Origin of the sequence: Chromobacterium sp. ASV23 (genome assembly GCF_016428945.1) — a bacterium.
In the GTDB taxonomy this organism is placed as follows: domain Bacteria; phylum Pseudomonadota; class Gammaproteobacteria; order Burkholderiales; family Chromobacteriaceae; genus Chromobacterium; species Chromobacterium sinusclupearum.
On sequence record NZ_JAELTR010000012.1, the window covers coordinates 1 to 16,510 of the forward strand.

At 61.5% G+C, this 16,510-nt stretch carries 15 protein-coding genes; 5 read left to right on the forward strand and 10 right to left on the reverse strand.

Annotation, left to right across the window (positions count from 1 at the left end; genetic code table 11):
• Nucleotides 1-39 precede the first annotated feature (39 nt).
• The 6 genes from JHD59_RS07295 to JHD59_RS07320 form a co-directional block, all read right to left on the reverse strand.
• Entirely contained in the window at nt 40-795 is a 756-nt protein-coding gene (locus JHD59_RS07295; protein WP_233163940.1) for an isoprenyl transferase, read from the reverse strand.
• 10 nt (nt 796-805) lie between these two features.
• A complete protein-coding gene (gene frr / locus JHD59_RS07300; RefSeq protein WP_103316838.1) occupies nt 806-1,363 on the reverse strand; it encodes a ribosome recycling factor in 558 nt (185 codons plus the stop codon).
• A gap of 77 nt (nt 1,364-1,440) precedes the next feature.
• A complete protein-coding gene (gene pyrH, locus JHD59_RS07305; RefSeq protein ID WP_103316840.1) occupies nt 1,441-2,160 on the reverse strand; it encodes a UMP kinase in 720 nt (239 codons plus the stop codon).
• A gap of 91 nt (nt 2,161-2,251) precedes the next feature.
• Nucleotides 2,252-3,118, reverse strand: a complete 867-nt coding sequence (gene tsf / locus JHD59_RS07310) for a translation elongation factor Ts (protein ID WP_103316842.1) — start codon at nt 3,116-3,118, stop codon at nt 2,252-2,254.
• A gap of 74 nt (nt 3,119-3,192) precedes the next feature.
• A complete protein-coding gene (gene rpsB, locus JHD59_RS07315; protein WP_043624984.1) occupies nt 3,193-3,924 on the reverse strand; it encodes a 30S ribosomal protein S2 in 732 nt (243 codons plus the stop codon).
• A 160-nt stretch (nt 3,925-4,084) separates the two neighbouring features.
• The gene (locus tag JHD59_RS07320) at nt 4,085-4,273 is read right to left on the reverse strand and encodes an ATP synthase subunit I (RefSeq protein WP_233163941.1); all 189 of its coding nucleotides are present in this window, start codon (nt 4,271-4,273) and stop codon (nt 4,085-4,087) included.
• Between the two features lie 52 nt (nt 4,274-4,325).
• On the opposite strand from JHD59_RS07320, the gene JHD59_RS07325 reads away from it, so the two are divergent.
• Nucleotides 4,326-5,384 (forward strand): NAD(P)H-dependent flavin oxidoreductase, encoded by a 1,059-nt coding sequence (locus JHD59_RS07325; protein WP_368671550.1) that lies wholly within the window; start codon nt 4,326-4,328, stop codon nt 5,382-5,384.
• Between the two features lie 21 nt (nt 5,385-5,405).
• Here the strand turns inward: JHD59_RS07325 and JHD59_RS07330 are convergent, their stop codons facing one another.
• Nucleotides 5,406-6,602, reverse strand: coding sequence for an MFS transporter (locus tag JHD59_RS07330; RefSeq protein WP_199153764.1), 1,197 nt, complete (start codon nt 6,600-6,602; stop codon nt 5,406-5,408).
• Nucleotides 6,603-6,814: 212 nt separating this feature from the next.
• Here JHD59_RS07330 and JHD59_RS07335 point away from each other — a divergent pair, with 212 nt between their 5' ends.
• Nucleotides 6,815-8,653: a hypothetical protein gene (locus JHD59_RS07335; protein ID WP_199153765.1), complete on the forward strand. Its 1,839-nt coding sequence runs from the start codon at nt 6,815-6,817 to the stop codon at nt 8,651-8,653.
• Here JHD59_RS07335 and nrdG read toward each other — a convergent pair whose 3' ends face one another.
• Entirely contained in the window at nt 8,654-9,100 is a 447-nt protein-coding gene (gene nrdG / locus JHD59_RS07340; protein ID WP_199153766.1) for an anaerobic ribonucleoside-triphosphate reductase activating protein, read from the reverse strand.
• Between the two features lie 7 nt (nt 9,101-9,107).
• Nucleotides 9,108-11,246, reverse strand: coding sequence for an anaerobic ribonucleoside-triphosphate reductase (nrdD, locus tag JHD59_RS07345; protein ID WP_199153767.1), 2,139 nt, complete (start codon nt 11,244-11,246; stop codon nt 9,108-9,110).
• 258 nt (nt 11,247-11,504) lie between these two features.
• Here nrdD and JHD59_RS07350 point away from each other — a divergent pair, with 258 nt between their 5' ends.
• Complete coding sequence (locus JHD59_RS07350; RefSeq protein ID WP_199153768.1) at nt 11,505-12,065, forward strand: hypothetical protein; 561 nt, start codon at nt 11,505-11,507, stop codon at nt 12,063-12,065.
• A 55-nt stretch (nt 12,066-12,120) separates the two neighbouring features.
• Here the strand turns inward: JHD59_RS07350 and typA are convergent, their stop codons facing one another.
• Nucleotides 12,121-13,938, reverse strand: a complete 1,818-nt coding sequence (gene typA, locus JHD59_RS07355) for a translational GTPase TypA (protein WP_106076415.1) — start codon at nt 13,936-13,938, stop codon at nt 12,121-12,123.
• A 222-nt stretch (nt 13,939-14,160) separates the two neighbouring features.
• Between typA and JHD59_RS07360 the strand changes: the two genes are divergently transcribed.
• Nucleotides 14,161-15,033 (forward strand): hypothetical protein, encoded by an 873-nt coding sequence (locus JHD59_RS07360; RefSeq protein ID WP_103316858.1) that lies wholly within the window; start codon nt 14,161-14,163, stop codon nt 15,031-15,033.
• A gap of 157 nt (nt 15,034-15,190) precedes the next feature.
• Nucleotides 15,191-16,507 (forward strand): hypothetical protein, encoded by a 1,317-nt coding sequence (locus tag JHD59_RS07365; protein ID WP_199153769.1) that lies wholly within the window; start codon nt 15,191-15,193, stop codon nt 16,505-16,507.
• Nucleotides 16,508-16,510 lie beyond the last annotated feature (3 nt).

Here is a 16,510-nt window from a genome sequence, read left to right on the forward strand (position 1 = left end):
CACCAGCGCAGTCAGAATACGCGTTTTGAGCATGAAAGGTTAGGGTCGGTCGCGGCGCAAATGTTCCGGCAGTTGCTCGCTGGTGCGACCAAAGCGCCGTTCACGCTGCCAGTAGGAAGAAATGGCCTGCTCCAGCGCCGCGCGATCGAAATCGGGCCACAGCAGATCGGTGAAGTACAGCTCGGAATACGCCAGCTGCCATAGCAGGAAGTTGCTGATGCGCTGCTCGCCGCCGGTGCGGATGAACAAATCCGGCTCCGGCGCCCAAGACATCGTCAACTGGCGGCTCAGGGCCTCCTCGGTGATTTCAGTCGCGCCCTGCCGCAACAGCTGGTTGGCAGCCTGCACGATATCCCAGCGGCCGCCGTAATCGGCGGCGATGCTGAGCACCAAGCCGTCATTGCCGGCCGTTTTCTGCTCCGCGCGATCGATGCGTTCGCACAGCTCGGCGCTGAACCGCTCGCGCGAACCCAACACCTTCAGACGGATATTGTTGCCATGCAGACGCTCCACCTCATTGTCCAGCGCGCGCAGAAACAGCTCCATCAAGAAGCTGACTTCCTCTTGCGGCCGACGCCAGTTTTCAGTGGAGAACGCGAACAGCGTCAGATAGCCGACGCCCAGCTCCTTGCAGGCCTTGACGATCTCGCGGACCGCGTCCAGTCCGCGCTTGTGGCCGGCCACGCGCGGCAGGAAACGCTTCTTGGCCCAACGGCCATTGCCATCCATGATGATGGCGATATGCCGGGGCGGCTCGCGCCCCTCCGGCGTATCCTTCCAGGATGCGGAAAACAAGAGCAGCCCCTTACACAGCCATCAGATCGGCTTCTTTGGCGGCCAGCATCTTGTCGATTTCTGCGGTGTACTTGTCGGTCAGCTTCTGGATTTCGTCCTGGCCGCGGCGCTCGTCGTCCTCGGTGATGGTCTTGTCCTTCAGCAGATTCTTGAATTCAGTGTTGGAGTCCCGGCGGATATTGCGCACGGCCACGCGCGCGCCTTCGGCCTCGCCGCGCACCACCTTGATCAGGTCCTTGCGGCGCTCCTCGGTCAGCATCGGCATCGGCACGCGGATGACTTCGCCCATGGACGCCGGGTTCAGGCCCAGATCGGAATCACGGATGGCCTTCTCGATTTTGGCCAGCATCGGCTTTTCCCACGGCTGCACGCCGATGGTGCGCGCGTCGATCAGCGTGACGTTGGCCACCTGATTCACCGGCACATCGCTGCCGTAGTAGTCAACCATGACATGATCCAGAATACCGGTGTGGGCGCGGCCGGTACGAACCTTGGCCAAGTCGTTCTTGAACGCCTCCAGCGATTTCTGCATTTTTTGTTCGGCCGATTTCTTGATCTCGTTAATCATGTCGCACTCCCAATCGAAACTTCAAATAACAAGGCGAAAACGGCCATTGCCGTTTTCGCCTTCAGCAATTTTCAAACTCAGCAGTGTACCAGCGTGCCTTCGTCTTCGCCAAGCACGACCCGGCGCAGCGCGCCGTTCTTGAAGATGCTGAACACCTTGATATTCAGCTGCTGGTCGCGGCACAGCGCAAAGGCGGTGGCGTCCATCACTTTCAGATTGCGCGAAATGGCCTCGTCGAAAGTCAGGGTCTGGTAGCGCACCGCATCCGGGTTCTTTTTCGGGTCGTCGGTATACACGCCGTCCACCTTGGTGGCCTTCAGCATGATGTCGACGTTCATTTCCATGCCGCGCAGCGCGGCGGCGGTATCGGTGGTAAAGAAGGGGTTGCCGGTGCCGGCGGCGAAGATCACGACCTTGCCCTCTTCCAGGTACTGCATGGCCTTGCCGCGCACATAAGGCTCGGCGATCTGCTGCATGGTCAGCGCGGACTGCACGCGGGCGATCAGGCCCACCTTGGTCATGGCATCCTTCAGCGCCAGCGCATTCATCACGGTGGCCATCATGCCCATGTAGTCCGCGGTGGCGCGGTCCATGCCGGCGGCCGCCGGCGCCACGCCGCGGAAGATGTTGCCGCCGCCGATGACGATGCCTACCTCTACGCCAAGCTCCACCACTTCCTTGATCTGGCCGACGATCTGCTCGATCGTGGCGCGGTTGATACCATAGCTGTCATCGCCCATCAGGGCTTCGCCGGAAAGTTTCAGCAGAATGCGTTTATAGGCAGGAACTTGGCTCATGATGTCCTCGGTGTTGGCGGTTTATGGTATTTCAGTTTGCAAAACGGCACCCTGCATGCAGGGTGCCGTCGGTACAGCGGTAGCGCCAGGCTTACAGCTTGGCGGCGGCAGCCACTTCAGCGGCGTAATCCACTACCTTCTTCTCGATGCCTTCGCCCACCACGAACATGGCGAACGCCTTCACCGAGGCCTTTTGTTCGGCCAGCAGCTTTTCAACGGTCTGATCCGGGTTCTTGACGAAGGGCTGACCCAGCAGGGTCACTTCGGCCAGGAACTTGTTCACGCGGCCTTCCACCATCTTGGCGACGATGTCGGCCGGCTTGCCGGATTCGGCAGCCTGAGCGGTGTAGATCTTGCGCTCTTGCTCCAGGGTCTCGGCCGGAACCTGATCCTTGGACACGCACAGCGGCTTGGAAGCGGCGATGTGCATGGCCACGTCCTTGCCCACTTGCTCGGCACCAGCGTAGTCGACGATCACGCCGATCTTCGCGCCGTGCAGGTAGGTAGCGATCGCGCCTTCGGTCTGGTAGCGAACAAAACGACGGATGGTCATGTTCTCGCCCAGCTTGGCGATGGCGGCCTTGCGGATTTCTTCCACTTGCACGCCGTCCACTTCAACCGCGCCCAGCGCTTCCACATCGGCCGGATTGGCGATGGCGACAGCCTTGGCGGCGGCGGTAGCCAGGGCGACGAAGGTCGGGTCCTTGGCCACGAAGTCGGTTTCGCAGTTCACTTCCACCAGCGCGCCCACGCCAGCTTCAACGTAGGAACCGATGATGCCTTCGGCAGCCAGGCGACCGGCCATCTTGGAGGCCTTGTTGCCGGACTTGATGCGCAGGATTTCTTCCGCCTTGGCGAAGTCGCCTTCAGCCTCAACCAGAGCCTTCTTGCATTCCATCATGCCCAGGCCGGTGGCCACGCGCAGATCCGAAACCATTTTTGCGGTGATTTCCGCCATGCTTCACTCCTAATAATTTGGATTACGTAAATGATCGGGTCCAAAAAAAGGGGCTTGCGCCCCTTTTGGTCCGCTTACTCGGCCTGAGCCGTTTCAGCAGCAGCGACGATCTCTTGCAGAGAGTGCGCGCGACCTTCCAGTACCGCGTCGGCGATGCCGCGAGCGTACAGACGGATGGCACGGCTGGAGTCGTCGTTACCCGGGATCACGTAATCGATGCCGTCCGGGGAGTTGTTGGTATCAACAACGCCGATCACCGGAATGCCCAGCTTCTTGGCTTCGACGATGGTACCCTTCTGGTAGCCGGTGTCGATAACGAAGATGGCGTCCGGCAGGCCCTTCATATCCTTGATACCGCCCAGCGAGCGCTCGAGCTTTTCAACTTCGCGCTGCAGGTCCAGCAGTTCTTTCTTGTTGTAACCGGTTTCGCCGGCGGATTCCAGGATGGCGCGCTTTTCTTCAAGACGCTTGATGGACTGCTTCACGGTCTTGTAGTTGGTCAGCATGCCGCCCAGCCAGCGGTGGTCGACAAACGGCATGCCGCAACGGGCAGCTTCTTCACGTACGATCTCACGCGCTTGACGCTTGGTGCCCACGAACATCACGGTGCCCTTGTTGGCAGCCAGACGACGCACATACTCCTGGGACTCTACGAACAGCGGCAGGGTCTTTTCCAGGTTGATGATGTGGATCTTGTTACGGCTGCCAAAGATGTACTTGGCCATCTTCGGGTTCCAGAAGCGGGTTTGGTGGCCGAAGTGAACGCCGGCCTCAAGCATTTGACGCATGGTAACGTTGGTGGACATGCAAAAACTCCTAAAAGGGTTAAGCCTCCATCCGCGCAGACAACCCGTTCTGGAAACTGGTTCCGCCGGGCACCCTTTGGCGCGGATGTGCGTAGTTTTGATTAAAATCCCAGCCGATATGGCAAGGACGCAAGATTCTAGCACCGGAAAGCCTTCCGCCTCAAGCTTTCCGTCCCTGTTCTCGCTCCGCGCGGCGGCGGCGCAGCTTGTTGCGTACCACCCATGCGACAAACCAGGTTGGCAGCACCCCGAGCAGGAAGCCGACAGCCAATCCGGCTGCCACGGAATCCTGCGCTACGGCAAGCATCAATACCACATATAACCAGGCCATCAGCACGATCAGCATCATAATTAAAACAATCGTTTGAATTTCAGGAAAAATACATCAACAATAAGGCGTCATTGTAAACCAGCCATCGGCCGCCATCATGCACACCGCCATCACCCACCTGTTTGGCATTGAACGCCCGCTGCTCTGCCCCGGCATGAGCTATATCGCCACGCCGGAACTGGTCGCCGCCGTCGGCAATGCCGGTGGCCTGGGCATCCTCGCCACCGGCCCGCTCTCCGCCGACGCCACCCGGGCCGCCATCCGCCGCATCCGCGAATTGACTGACAAGCCCTTCGGCGTCGGCTGCACCTTGATGATGCCGGGCGCGGCCGACAATGCCAGGGTCGCGCTGGAAGAACAGGTGCCGGTGATCAACTACTCGCTGGGCAAGGGCGACTGGATCGCCGAAGCGGCGCACCGCTACGGCGGCAAAGTGCTGGCGACGGTGGTCACGGAAAAGCACGCCGTCTCGGCGGAAAAATGCGGGGCCGACGCCTTGCTGGTGACAGGACACGAGGCAGCTGCGCACGGCGGCAGCGTCACCTCGCTGGTGCTGGTGCCGGCGATCCGGCGCGCCAGCTCGCTACCCATCGTCGCCGCCGGCGGCTTTGCCGGCGGCGAGGGCCTCATCGCGGCGCTGGCGCTGGGCGCGGACGCCGTCGCCATGGGCACCCGGCTCGCCATGACGCGGGAAAGCCCGGTGCATGCCAACACCAAGGACATGGTGCTGCAGCGCGGCGTAGCCGACACGCTGTATTCGAAAAACTTCGACGGACTCTGGTGCCGAATGATGGACACCCCCGCCGCGCGCCGCGCCAGCCGCAAACCACTGGGACTGATACCGGCCGCCTTCCGCGCCAGCGCGGTCGCCCGGCGCATGGGGATGCCCGTGATGAAGGTGGCGATAGGCGGCATGCTGAGCCAGCCGCAAGCCTTGCGCCAATTGGCACTGTTCGGCGCCGCGACGGAATCCATCCGCCTAGCCATCCAGGACGGCGACCATGAAAAGGGCGTGCAATTGATAGGCCAGGCCCAGGGCCTAATCGACGATGTGCCGACGGTGGCCGAACTGCTTGCCCGCATCATGGACGAGGCGCAAGCCTGCCGCGCGCGACTGGCCCAGTTGTGATTGAAAAAGCCGGGGCTACGGTTACAGCGCCGACATCGACTCCCCTCGCCGCTCGCGACTGAAGCGGATCAATATCGCGATGGCCAATGCCACCAAGCCGGCGACGATGGCCATCGCCAGCCCATAGTCGCCGCCATTGGTCTTGGCCATGTGCGCCTGCATCGGACTATTGACCGATGCCAGCAGATTGCCCAGCTGATAGACCAGCCCGGGAAAGGTGGCGCGCACCGCCAGCGGCGAGATTTCGTTCAGGTGCGCCGGAATCACCCCCCAAGCGCCCTGCACCGCGATTTGCATCAAAAAGGCGCCGGTCGCCAGCATCAGCGGCGTGCTGGAGAAAGCCCACAGCGGCAGCACCGGCAGCACGAACAGCGCCGCCAACGTAATGGCGTTGCGCCTACCTATCCTTTCCGACAGCGCGCCGACCGACAAGCCGCCGATAATCGCCCCCACATTGAGGCAAATGCCTATCATCTGCACCGTATGCGGATCGAACTTGTGCTGCACCCGCAGGAAAGTCGGATACATGTCCTGCGTGCCGTGGGAAAAGAAGTTGAAGCAGGTCATCAGCGCGATGGCGTACAACGACAGCCTCCACTGCGCGACTATGGTCTCCAGGAGGCCAGGCTTGTCGTGATGGCGCGCGGCCTCCCAACTGGGGCTTTCCGGCACATTGCGCCTGATGTACAAGGTCAGCAATGCCGGCAACAGGCTGAGCATGAACATGCCGCGCCAGCCTATATGCTCGAACAACTGGCCGAAAGCCAGCGTCGCCAGCAGGTAGCCGCTGGGATAACCAGCCTGCAGCAGGCCGGAGACGAAGCCGCGCGATTCCTTGGGTATGCTCTCCATCGTCAGCGACGAACCCACGCCCCACTCTCCGCCCATCGCCACGCCGAACAGCGTGCGCAGCACCAGTAGCACGATCAGATTGGGCGCAAAGGCCGAGGAAAACCCCAGCACGGAATACAGCACGATATTGGCCATCAGCACCGGACGCCGGCCGAATCGATCCGCCAACCGGCCAAATATCAACGCGCCTATCGGCCGCGCCGCCAGCGTCAGCATCGTCGCCCAGCTGACCGCCTCGATATCGGTGCCGAACTCGCGGGCGATATCCTTGAGTACGAACACCATCAAGAAGAAATCGAACGCATCCAGCGTCCAGCCCAGATAGCAGGCGAACACCGTTTGCCTTTGCGCTTTCGTCCAAGCCATTGCCCGCTCCTCCTTCATTATTTTCGATGGACCATCCAGCTCATGATAAATGAATCAAGCAAACGCGCAGGGGCAGCGCAAAAAATCGCAACAAACTAAAACAGCGAAACACCTAAGAGACGGCAAACGGCAATCCGCCATGCATCTAACATGGTTTTTGACTAGTCTGAAAACACTGGCCGTTGCCGGCCAAACCGCAAAGGAGAAATGCAATGAAGGCTCAAGCTGCATGGTTTTGGCTGGGATGCTGCTTCATGCTGGCATCCTGTGGCGGCGGTAGCGGCGGCGGCTCAGGATCGAGCAGCTTGTCCGGAACCGTGGCGGTAGGCGCGCCGATGCAGAATGCCACGCTGACGGTGCTGGGCGCCAATGGCCAGACCGCCAGCGTCAGCGTCAATAGCGATGGCAGCTACAGCAACCTGGACGTCAGCGCGCTGACCGCGCCCTTCCGACTGCAGGCCTGCGGCCTGGTCAACGCGGTCTACACCTGTCATTACGCCGTCGCCCAAAGCGCGGGCACCGCCAATGTCACGTCGTTGACCACCGCCCTGGTCACGCTGGCCAGCGGCAGCGACGCCGCCAACATCATGACCGCCGGCGCGCCATCCGCCAGCGCGCTCAGCAGCAGCCAGCAAACACTGCAGGGCGCTTTATCTCAAGTCCTGACCGCATCCGGCCTCAATAGCGGCGCTGACCTCACCACCACGGCCTTCAGCGCCAATCGCACCGGGATGGACAAGGTGCTGGACGCCATCGCCGCCAATACCGGGACCAATAACGGCCATACCTTCGTACAGCTGGAGGGGCGCTTTGGCAGCAGCAACTTCTACGTGGACAATAGCGGCAGCCAATCCGGCAGCTTGAGCGACAGCACCTTGCTCAATGGGCTTAGCTTGGACCTGACCAGCATCAGCCAGATATTTTCGGCATTGAATAGCGCCGCCGGCAGCAGCAGCGCCAGCGCCTGCGCCGCCGTGCTGAACAACAACGTCGGCCTGCTGGATCCTCAGTTCACACTCAGCATCAACCAGCAAACGCTCAATACCAGCAATTTCGCTTCGCAAATCTGCGGCTTCCTGTCGCAAGGCGGCTTGCTCGGCGGCAGCGTCGCCAACCCCACCCTGCGCGATTGCGACTTCTCCGGCAGCGACAAAATCTGCACGGTCGGCTTCGACGTCATCAACGGCAGCACAGTGCAGGAAGGCGCGGAAATGGCGGTGGTGCTGCGCAACGGCGCAACGGCATGGAAACTGCTGGGCCAGGCATCGCCCTATGAAATCCATGTCAACGCCAATGTGCAGCGCACGCTGCGAGTAGGCGTCAGCAATCCACAACCCAGCTATTACCGCGCGATTTCTTTTGAGATTCATACCGGCGCCAATGGCGCCAGCAACGTGATTCAGTCCGCCAAGGTCTATCAACGCAACGCCGCCGGCACCGGCTGGGACAGCACACCCATCGCGACGCTCAGCAATGCCGGCTGCACCAGCCAATCCTGGCTCACCATGCAAGGCAGCAGTTGCGGAAGCACATGGCTGGGCCTGGACGGCTTCAATAATGGCAACCTCGCTTCTGGCGATGCGCTGATCTCCGCCTTCTTCCAGCGCGGACGGCAAGTGAAGATCGACCTGTACTCCGACAATGCCTTCGGCAGCCTGATCACCAGCGTCTTCACTCGCGTGGATGGCGTGCCGCCGCAATCGTCTCAGCTGGCGACACTGCCTTGGCTGACGCTGGACAGCGCCAGTCAGAGCGCCTTGGCCAACTACGCCAGCGCCCAGGGCAACACCTTGAGCTTCTCCTGGACCGGCGACAATGCCGTCGTCCCGCATGATGCCTCATTCTGCAACAGCGGCAGCTGCGACAATCCCGTCCACATCGACCTGGGCGGCAAGCTTGGCAGCGCCGGCAGCGCCAGCTTCAACCTGTCCAGCCTGACGCTGGCCGCCAGCGATTACAAGATGCTCGCGCTGTACGGACGAGACCGCAGCAATCTCGGCTTCGAGAGCAATTACGTCAGCTGCGTCAGCGGCAGCAACAACTGCCCCTGATCAAGCGTTCAACCTGATCAGCCGTTGATTATCCGACCCCCGCCAGGGCTTGCTGGTCGGCAAGTCCTGGCGGTAGCGGCCGTCTATCAGCACATCGACGAAGCGCAGAATATCCAGCTCAGCCACTTCCTCATGCCGGTAGCCGGTCCATAGCCAGATATCCTTGTCCGGATAGCGGGCCTTGAAGCGCCGGCACAAGTCCAGAATCTCGCCGCGATTGGCCGGGTGCAGCGGATCGCCGCCCGATAGGCTCAGGCCGTCGTGCTTGGCGCAATGCGCCAGCAACTGATCGCGCACCTCTGGCGTGAAAGGCCGGCCCGCCTTGCGGTCCCAGGTCGACGGGTTGTGGCAGCCTGGGCAGGCATGCGGACAACCGGTGACAAACAGCGTCACCCTCACCCCTTCGCCATTGAGCAAATCGCAGGTGTAGTAGCGGTCGTAATTCATCGCTACCTCAATGCTCGCCGCCATAATGCTTGACGCGCCGCATCACTTCCTTCTGCTTGCCCGCATTGAACGGCCGGGCATTGGGACTGCCCAGATAACCGCACACCCGGCGCGTCACCGACAGCGAGGCGCTGTCGCGGTTTCCGCATTGCGGGCAGCAAAACCCCGCCGCGTCGGCCACGGCCTCTCCCATGAAGCCGCACTGGCCGCAGGAGTCCACCGGGGTATTGCTGCCGAAGTACGGCACGCGCTGCAAGGCATAATCCCAGATCGCTTCCAGCGCCTTCAGATTGTGCTGCATGTTCGGCAGCTCGACATAGGTGATATGGCCGCCGTTGGCCAGCTCGGCGAAGCCGGTTTCGAAGTCTATCTTCTCAAACGGGTCAACCTTGCGGAACACGTCCAGATGGAAGGAATTGGTGTAGTAGCCCTTGTCCGTGACATCGGGAATATTGCCAAACCTCTCCTTATCCAGCTTGCAGAAGCGATGGCACAAGGACTCGCTGGGCGTGGAGTACAAGGAGAAGGCGAAACCGGTTTCGCGCCGCCATTGCGCGGCGGCTTCCTTCATCCGCGCCACCACCTGGCGCTGGAATGCCTGAGCCTCGCGGCTGTCAGCCGGATGCGCGCCGAACAGCAGCACGCCCACCTCATGCAGGCCGATGTAACCCAGGGAAATGGAGGCGCGCCCGCCCTCAAACAAACGCATGATGTCCTCGTCCGGCTGCAGCCGCATGCCGAAGGCGCCTTCGGTGTACAAAATCGGCGCCACATTGGCCTTGACCCCGCGCAGCCGCTCGATGCGCAGCATCAGCGCGCGGAAACACAGCTGCAGACGCGGCTCCAGCAAGCGCCAAAACGCCTCGGCATCGCCGCGCGCCTCGATGGCGATGCGCGGCAGATTCAGACTGACCACGCCCAGATTGTTGCGGCCATCCAGCACCTCCCGGCCCGACGCGTCGCGCCACACCGACAGGAAACTGCGGCACCCCATGGGCGAAACCGGCACCGAAGAGCCGGTGGTCTGGCGGATCAAGGCGGCGGAAATGATGTCCGGATACATGCGCTTGGAGGTGCATTCCAGCGCCAGCTGCTTGATATCGTAATTGGGATCGCACGGCTTCAGATTGATCCCATCGTCGATGAACATCACCAGCTTGGGGAATACCGGCGTGATGCCTTCCTTGCCCAGGCCTTTGATGCGCACGCGCAGGATGGACTGCTGAATGATGCGCTCCTCCCAAGCCGTGCCCATGCCGAAGGAGAAAGTCACGAACGGCTGCTGGCCGTTGGAGCTGAACAGGGTGTTGATCTCATACTCGCAAGCCTGAATGCCATCGTAACATTCCTTCTCCGTCCGCTCGCGGGCGTAACGTTCAGGATCGGGGATGGCGTATTGCCTGGCCACGTCCAGATTCTTGCGATAGCTCTTCAGCACATACGGCGCCAGCGTCTGATCGATATTCGGGATGGTGGTGCCGCCGTACTGGTGGCTGGCCACCTGCGCGATGATCTGCGCAGTGACGGCGCACGCCACGCCTATCGACTTGGGACTCTCGATCTGGGCATTGCCCAGGCGGAAACCCTGCTCCAGCATGCCCTGCAAATCCACCAGGCAGCAATTGGTGAACGGCAGGAACGGCGAGTAGTCCAGATCATGAAAATGGATGTCTCCATCATCATGCGCGGCCAGGATATCCTTGGGCAGGAAGTTGCCGGCGAACTGCTTGGACACGATGCCCGCCATCAGGTCGCGCATCACCGGAAACACATTGGCGTCCTTGTTGGCGTTCTCGGTGGTGGCCTCCTCGTCGGTCTTGTGCACCAGGCCCATCAGTTTGGCGTGCAGCTCGGAACCGCGGGCGCGCACGGTGTCGCGGTCATGGCGGTACTCGATATAGACCCGCGCCACTTCCGGATAACGCCGCATCAGCGCATCCTCCACCCGCTTCTGGATGGCCGGAATGTCCAGACGGCCATCCCGCGCCAATTCGCGGCACTCGCGCTCCACTTGCGCAGCGATTTCCAGCGCCAGACCGGCCGGTTCCGCATGGCCGGCCGCCGCCGCCGCCCGCCGGCAAGCATTGGCAATCTTGCCGATGTCGAATTCCACCACCGCGCCATCGCGCTTGCGCACCTGAAGCATCGTCGCCCCTCCTCCACAGTTCTATCGTCGGAAAACGGAAATCGGCGCGCACCGTCGCGCGCCGGCTCCGCAACGGACGTTATTGTGGCGAAATCCACCAGGCGCTGCCCGGCTTTTTATTCAAAATATGGGGAAAGAATTTGCCATTGATCAATATATTGTGATTTCACGGCGATCGATGATGATGCGCACAATATGAAACACCAATGGCATGGAATCGCCGCTAAAGTGCATGACAATATTCAACGGAGCAAAGCCATGCGCCGCATTGCCATGTTTTATCTGCTGGCCGCACTGAGTGCGCACAGTCTGGCGGCCGATAACGAACAAGTTCAGGGCCAGGGAGGCAACATTCTGCGCTACAGCTCGACGCAACTCCGCATCGAGCCTTCCGCCCAAGAAAACCAAAGCTACCTGCAAGTGCGGGATACGCGCCTGGAAGGCGCGACCGCGGCCTCGGCGCTGCAGGCGGGACGCAAGGCGCTGGAAACGCTGGGATACAACCGCATCGAAGTCGACGCCGACTACGGCCTGATCCGGGCGGAAAAGGATGAGGTGCTGATCAGCCAGTCGCGACAAATTTTACGCGGCATCCTGAAATTGAAGTTTCCGCTGCCCGGCAAACCCGACCACCAAACCACGGAAACCCTGCTGACACTGCGCCCAGGTGGACAAGCCGGCCAAGTCTTGCTGCGCGCGCATATCCGCCAGACCATCTGGGACAGCAACGGCAACTCACGCACCAAGCTATGCAGCGACCAGGCCGTCTATCGCCAGTTGTACGACAAAATGAACAGCGCGCTGAGCGGACGCCAGTAGTGAAAAAAAGCCCCGCTTGCGCGGGGCTTGTTTCATGCCAAGCTGTAAAACCTGATCAGTTGCTTTCGATCTTGGCCATCTTGCGGCGCTCATGCTCTTGCAGGTAGCGCTTGCGGATGCGGATGGACTTCGGCGTGATTTCCACCAGCTCGTCGTCGTCGATGAACTCCACGGCCGATTCCAGCGTCAGCTTGATCGGGGTGGTCAGGCGCACGGCTTCGTCGGTGCCGGAGGCGCGCACGTTGGTCAGCTGCTTGCCCTTGACCGGGTTCACCACCAGGTCGTTGTCGCGGCTGTGAATGCCGATGATCATGCCTTCGTACAGCTTGTCGCCCGGGGACACGAACATGCGGCCGCGATCTTCCAGCTTCCACAGCGCGTAAGCGACAGCTTCGCCGTTTTCCTGCGAGATCAGCACGCCATTGTGACGGCCCGGCAGATCCGGCTTCACCGGCGCGTAGTCGTCGAACACGTGGCTCATCAGGCCGGTGCCGCGGGTCATGGTCATGAAGTCGGACTGGAAGCCGATCAGGCCGCGCGCCGGGATATGGTATTCCAGCCGGGTGCGGCCCATGCCGTCCGATTCCATATTGGTCAGCTCGCCGCGGCGGCGGCCGATTTCCTCCATCACGCCGCCCTGGTGATCGTCTTCCAGGTCGATGGTCAGGTTTTCATACGGCTCGCACTTCTGGCCGTTGATTTCCTTGTAAACCACGCGCGGCTTGGCCACAGCCATTTCGAAGCCTTCGCGGCGCATGTTTTCCAGCAGGATGGTCAGGTGCAGTTCGCCGCGGCCGGACACGCGGAACACGTCGGCGTCGCCGGTATCTTCCACGCGCAGCGCCACGTTGGTCAGCAGCTCTTTGTTCAGGCGATCGCGAATCTGGCGCGAGGTCACGAACTTGCCTTCGGTGCCGGCCAGCGGCGAGGTGTTCACCATGAAGTCCATGGTCAGGGTCGGCTCGTCCACGGACAGCACCGGCAGGCCAACCGGCTGGTCCTTGTCGCAGATGGTCACGCCGATGCCGATATCCTCGATGCCGGAGATGATCACGATGTCGCCGGCTTCCGCTTCCGGCACTTCCACGCGCTCCAGGCCCTTGAAGCCCAGCACCTGGTTGATGCGGCCGGTGGCAACCTGTTCTTCGTGGTTCATCACCACCACTTGCTGACCCGGCTTGATGCGGCCGTTCAGCACGCGGCCCAGACCCAGGCGGCCGGTATAGGTGGAGTAGTCCAGCGCGGAGATCTGCAGCTGCAGCGGCGCATCGGCACTGCCGGCCGGAGTCGGCACGTGGGACAGCACGGTATCAAACAGCGGACGCATATCGCTGGATTCCTGATCCAGCTCATGCTTGGCGAAACCGGACAGGCCCGATGCGTAGATGATCGGGAAATCCAGTTGTTCGTCGGTGGCGCCCAGCTTGTCGAACAGGTCGAAAGTCTGGTCAACCACCCAGTCCGGACGCGAGCCCGGACGGTCGATCTTGTTGATCACCACGATGGGACGCAGGCCCAGAGCCAGCGCCTTCTTGGTCACGAAGCGCGTTTGCGGCATCGGGCCTTCCACGGCGTCGACCAGCAGCACCACGCCGTCCACCATGCCCAGCACCCGCTCCACCTCGCCGCCGAAGTCGGCGTGTCCCGGGGTGTCGACGATGTTGATGTGCACGCCTTCGTAGTTGATGGCGGTATTTTTGGCGAGAATGGTAATGCCGCGCTCTTTTTCAAGATCGTTGCTGTCCATTACGCGTTCGTCGACATGCTGGTTTTCGCGGAAGGTGCCGCTTTGTTTCAGCAATTGGTCAACCAGGGTGGTCTTGCCATGGTCCACGTGGGCGATGATGGCGATGTTGCGGATTTGTCGGGTCATGTTTAGCGTTTCGGCTGGAATTCTGAAAACAGAAAAATCGAAAGATTATAGCATGCTAGCCCAGCGCCAAGAAAATTTCGGTAAAAACAAATGATAGTTTTATAGTTTCTCCATTAATAAACGGCGGCGGCAAAAACTTGAGGCCGAAAGCTCGGCCGACTCGTCGCCATCGGCTTTTGGCGCTACACTGCCGGCCATCCGGCAACACCAAGGACTCCCAACATGTACGACTGGAACGCTCTGTGGCATGAGCGCGAAGCCTACCGCACCGGCTTCGACATCCACCATAACGACGCCAACGAACTGGCAGACGCGCTGCGCGCCAAGCTGATCCATCCGGCCGCCCATCCCGAAGAAGTGGCCGTTTATGAAAATGACGATCGCTACATCCTGGCCGGCCACGCCGGCGGCCTGCAACTATTGGAAGTATTGAAGCACGGCCTGTTCGACATCACCCTGCGCTTCGTCACCGAGGACGAGGGGCAGAACGTGCCGCTGCCGTATGTGGAAATCCACGTCGACAATCTGGCCACCGAAGAACAGGCGGTCTGGCGCGGCGAAGCCCGGCTGGACGACGAGGGCCGCATCTGGGTGGGCAAGCGCACGCTGGACGAAAACGTGCTGCCGGCCATGCCCTTCGACGAGCTGTCCTTCACCGACAACGCGGAATTTCGCGAGGCCCTGTCGCGCGTTTGGCATGAGGACTTGCCTCAGCTGCGTCCGCTGATCGAGGCCTGGTTCCATCATGGCGGCGCCGCGCCAACCCACGAGGAGCCCGCCCATTACGGCGATGCCGACCGCGTGCAGCAGATCTGCGACCGCTACGCCGAAATCGTCCGCCGCGAGCAAGCGCTGCTGTCGCGCCTGTTCAGCGACGACGAACTGCGCCTGATCGCCGGCGTCATCGCCGGCATCCACTTCGACAGCGCGGCCTCCTGCCGCGGCGTGTGGCTGGCGGTGGAAGCCCGCATCATCGACGACGAGCTGGATCAACAGTTCCAGATCGACAGCGAGGCGCTGCTCGGCAAACTGAAGAATCTGAGCTACGCCCAGGAAGTGGCGCTGATCGAAGCGCTGTCGCCGCTGCAATCGTGACATGCCGGCGGCAGAGTCCGCCGCCGCGTCGAAATGGCGCGCATGAGAAGCCGTTTCGGGTATCATGCACGCCATTTTCGAGCAATCACACTAAAACACTCGCAACATGCCCGCCATTAGCGCGGCAAGTCGCCATCAATCCGGAAAGATCGATCACATGACCGAAGCCACCGCCCTGCGCACACTCCCGCAACACACCCTCTTCCGTCCCGGCGACGTATTCGTCCTGTTCGGCGAATTGTTCGGCCGCGGCTACGCCAACGGCCTGATCAACGAGGCGCGCAAGGCCGGCATGGAAATCATCGGCATGACCGTGGGCCGCCGCGACGAGAACAACCAGCTGCGCCCGCTGAACGAACAAGAGCTGGCGGAAGCGGAGGCCAATCTGGGCGGCAAGATCATCAACGTGCCGCTGATGGCCGGTTTCGACCAGGACGCGCCGGCAGGCGAGGCCACGCCCACCCAGCTGCTGGCCGCGCTCAGCCTGAAGACCTGGCAGGATGACAAGCTGGACTGGGAACACATCGAAAAATGCCGCCAGATCGGCGTCGCCCGCTTTCAGGCTGGCGTGGCGCAGGCCATGGCGCAGCTGGACGGCATGATCGCCGATGGCCGCAACGTGCTGTTCGCCCACACCATGGCCGGCGGCATTCCCAAAGCCAAGGTATTCCTGGCCATCGCCAACCGCGTCTACAAGGGCCGCGGCGAACGCTTCCTGTCCACCGAAGCGCTGCTGGGCAGCGATTTGGGCAAGCTGATCCTGCAGAACTTCGACGAAGTCACCGCCAATACCTTCCAGCACCTGATAGACGGCAGCGCCAAGCTGCGCCAGCGCCTGGAATCATCCGGCGGCCAAGCGCGCTACACAGCCTATGGCTATCACGGCACCGAAATTCTGATCAACGGCGAATACCAGTGGCAGACCTATACCAACTACACCCAGGGCTACGCCAAGATGCGGCTGGAAAACATCGCCCGCGCGGCCTGGCAAAACGGCGTCAAAGCCACGGTGTTCAATTGTCCGGAAATCCGCACCAATTCGTCCGACATCTTCGTTGGCGTGGAGCTGCCGCTGCTGGCGCTGCTGCGCGCCTTGAAGCGCGAGCAAGCCGGCGCTTGGGCGGACGCGCAATGGCAAGCCTGCGCCGCGTTGCTGCAGGACGGCTGCGCGCTGGAAGACGTGCTGAGCAAGCTTGACACGCTGAATAATGACGAAGTGATGCGCGGCTTCCGCAATTTCGCCGCCTGGCCGATGCCGAACAGCCCGGAACTGGCGGAAGTGATGATAGGCACCTCCGAATCCATCGTCGCCATGCACCGCGACGCCAAGGCGCTGATCACCGACCACCTCAGCAGCCTGGTGATCGAAGCCAGCGGCGCGCTGATGTTCGGCGAAGCCGCGCAGCCGGCCGCCCCGGTGCTATGGCTGAACCACGACATCATCGCCCGCCGACTGAACCAGGCCCACGGCTAAACC

What these genes read in the sequence shown, in the direction of transcription:
- frr (WP_103316838.1), bottom strand. Translation starts at nt 1,363, where the DNA reads ATGATTAACGAGATCAAGAAATCGGCCGAACAAAAAATGCAGAAATCG.
- pyrH (WP_103316840.1), bottom strand. Translation starts at nt 2,160, where the DNA reads ATGAGCCAAGTTCCTGCCTATAAACGCATTCTGCTGAAACTTTCCGGC.
- tsf (WP_103316842.1), bottom strand. Translation starts at nt 3,118, where the DNA reads ATGGCGGAAATCACCGCAAAAATGGTTTCGGATCTGCGCGTGGCCACC.
- rpsB (WP_043624984.1), bottom strand. Translation starts at nt 3,924, where the DNA reads ATGTCCACCAACGTTACCATGCGTCAAATGCTTGAGGCCGGCGTTCAC.
- JHD59_RS07320 (WP_233163941.1), bottom strand. Translation starts at nt 4,273, where the DNA reads ATGATGCTGATCGTGCTGATGGCCTGGTTATATGTGGTATTGATGCTT.
- JHD59_RS07330 (WP_199153764.1), bottom strand. Translation starts at nt 6,602, where the DNA reads ATGGCTTGGACGAAAGCGCAAAGGCAAACGGTGTTCGCCTGCTATCTG.
- JHD59_RS07335 (WP_199153765.1), top strand. Translation starts at nt 6,815, where the DNA reads ATGAAGGCTCAAGCTGCATGGTTTTGGCTGGGATGCTGCTTCATGCTG.
- nrdG (WP_199153766.1), bottom strand. Translation starts at nt 9,100, where the DNA reads ATGAATTACGACCGCTACTACACCTGCGATTTGCTCAATGGCGAAGGG.
- nrdD (WP_199153767.1), bottom strand. Translation starts at nt 11,246, where the DNA reads ATGCTTCAGGTGCGCAAGCGCGATGGCGCGGTGGTGGAATTCGACATC.
- JHD59_RS07350 (WP_199153768.1), top strand. Translation starts at nt 11,505, where the DNA reads ATGCGCCGCATTGCCATGTTTTATCTGCTGGCCGCACTGAGTGCGCAC.
- typA (WP_106076415.1), bottom strand. Translation starts at nt 13,938, where the DNA reads ATGACCCGACAAATCCGCAACATCGCCATCATCGCCCACGTGGACCAT.
- JHD59_RS07360 (WP_103316858.1), top strand. Translation starts at nt 14,161, where the DNA reads ATGTACGACTGGAACGCTCTGTGGCATGAGCGCGAAGCCTACCGCACC.
- JHD59_RS07365 (WP_199153769.1), top strand. Translation starts at nt 15,191, where the DNA reads ATGACCGAAGCCACCGCCCTGCGCACACTCCCGCAACACACCCTCTTC.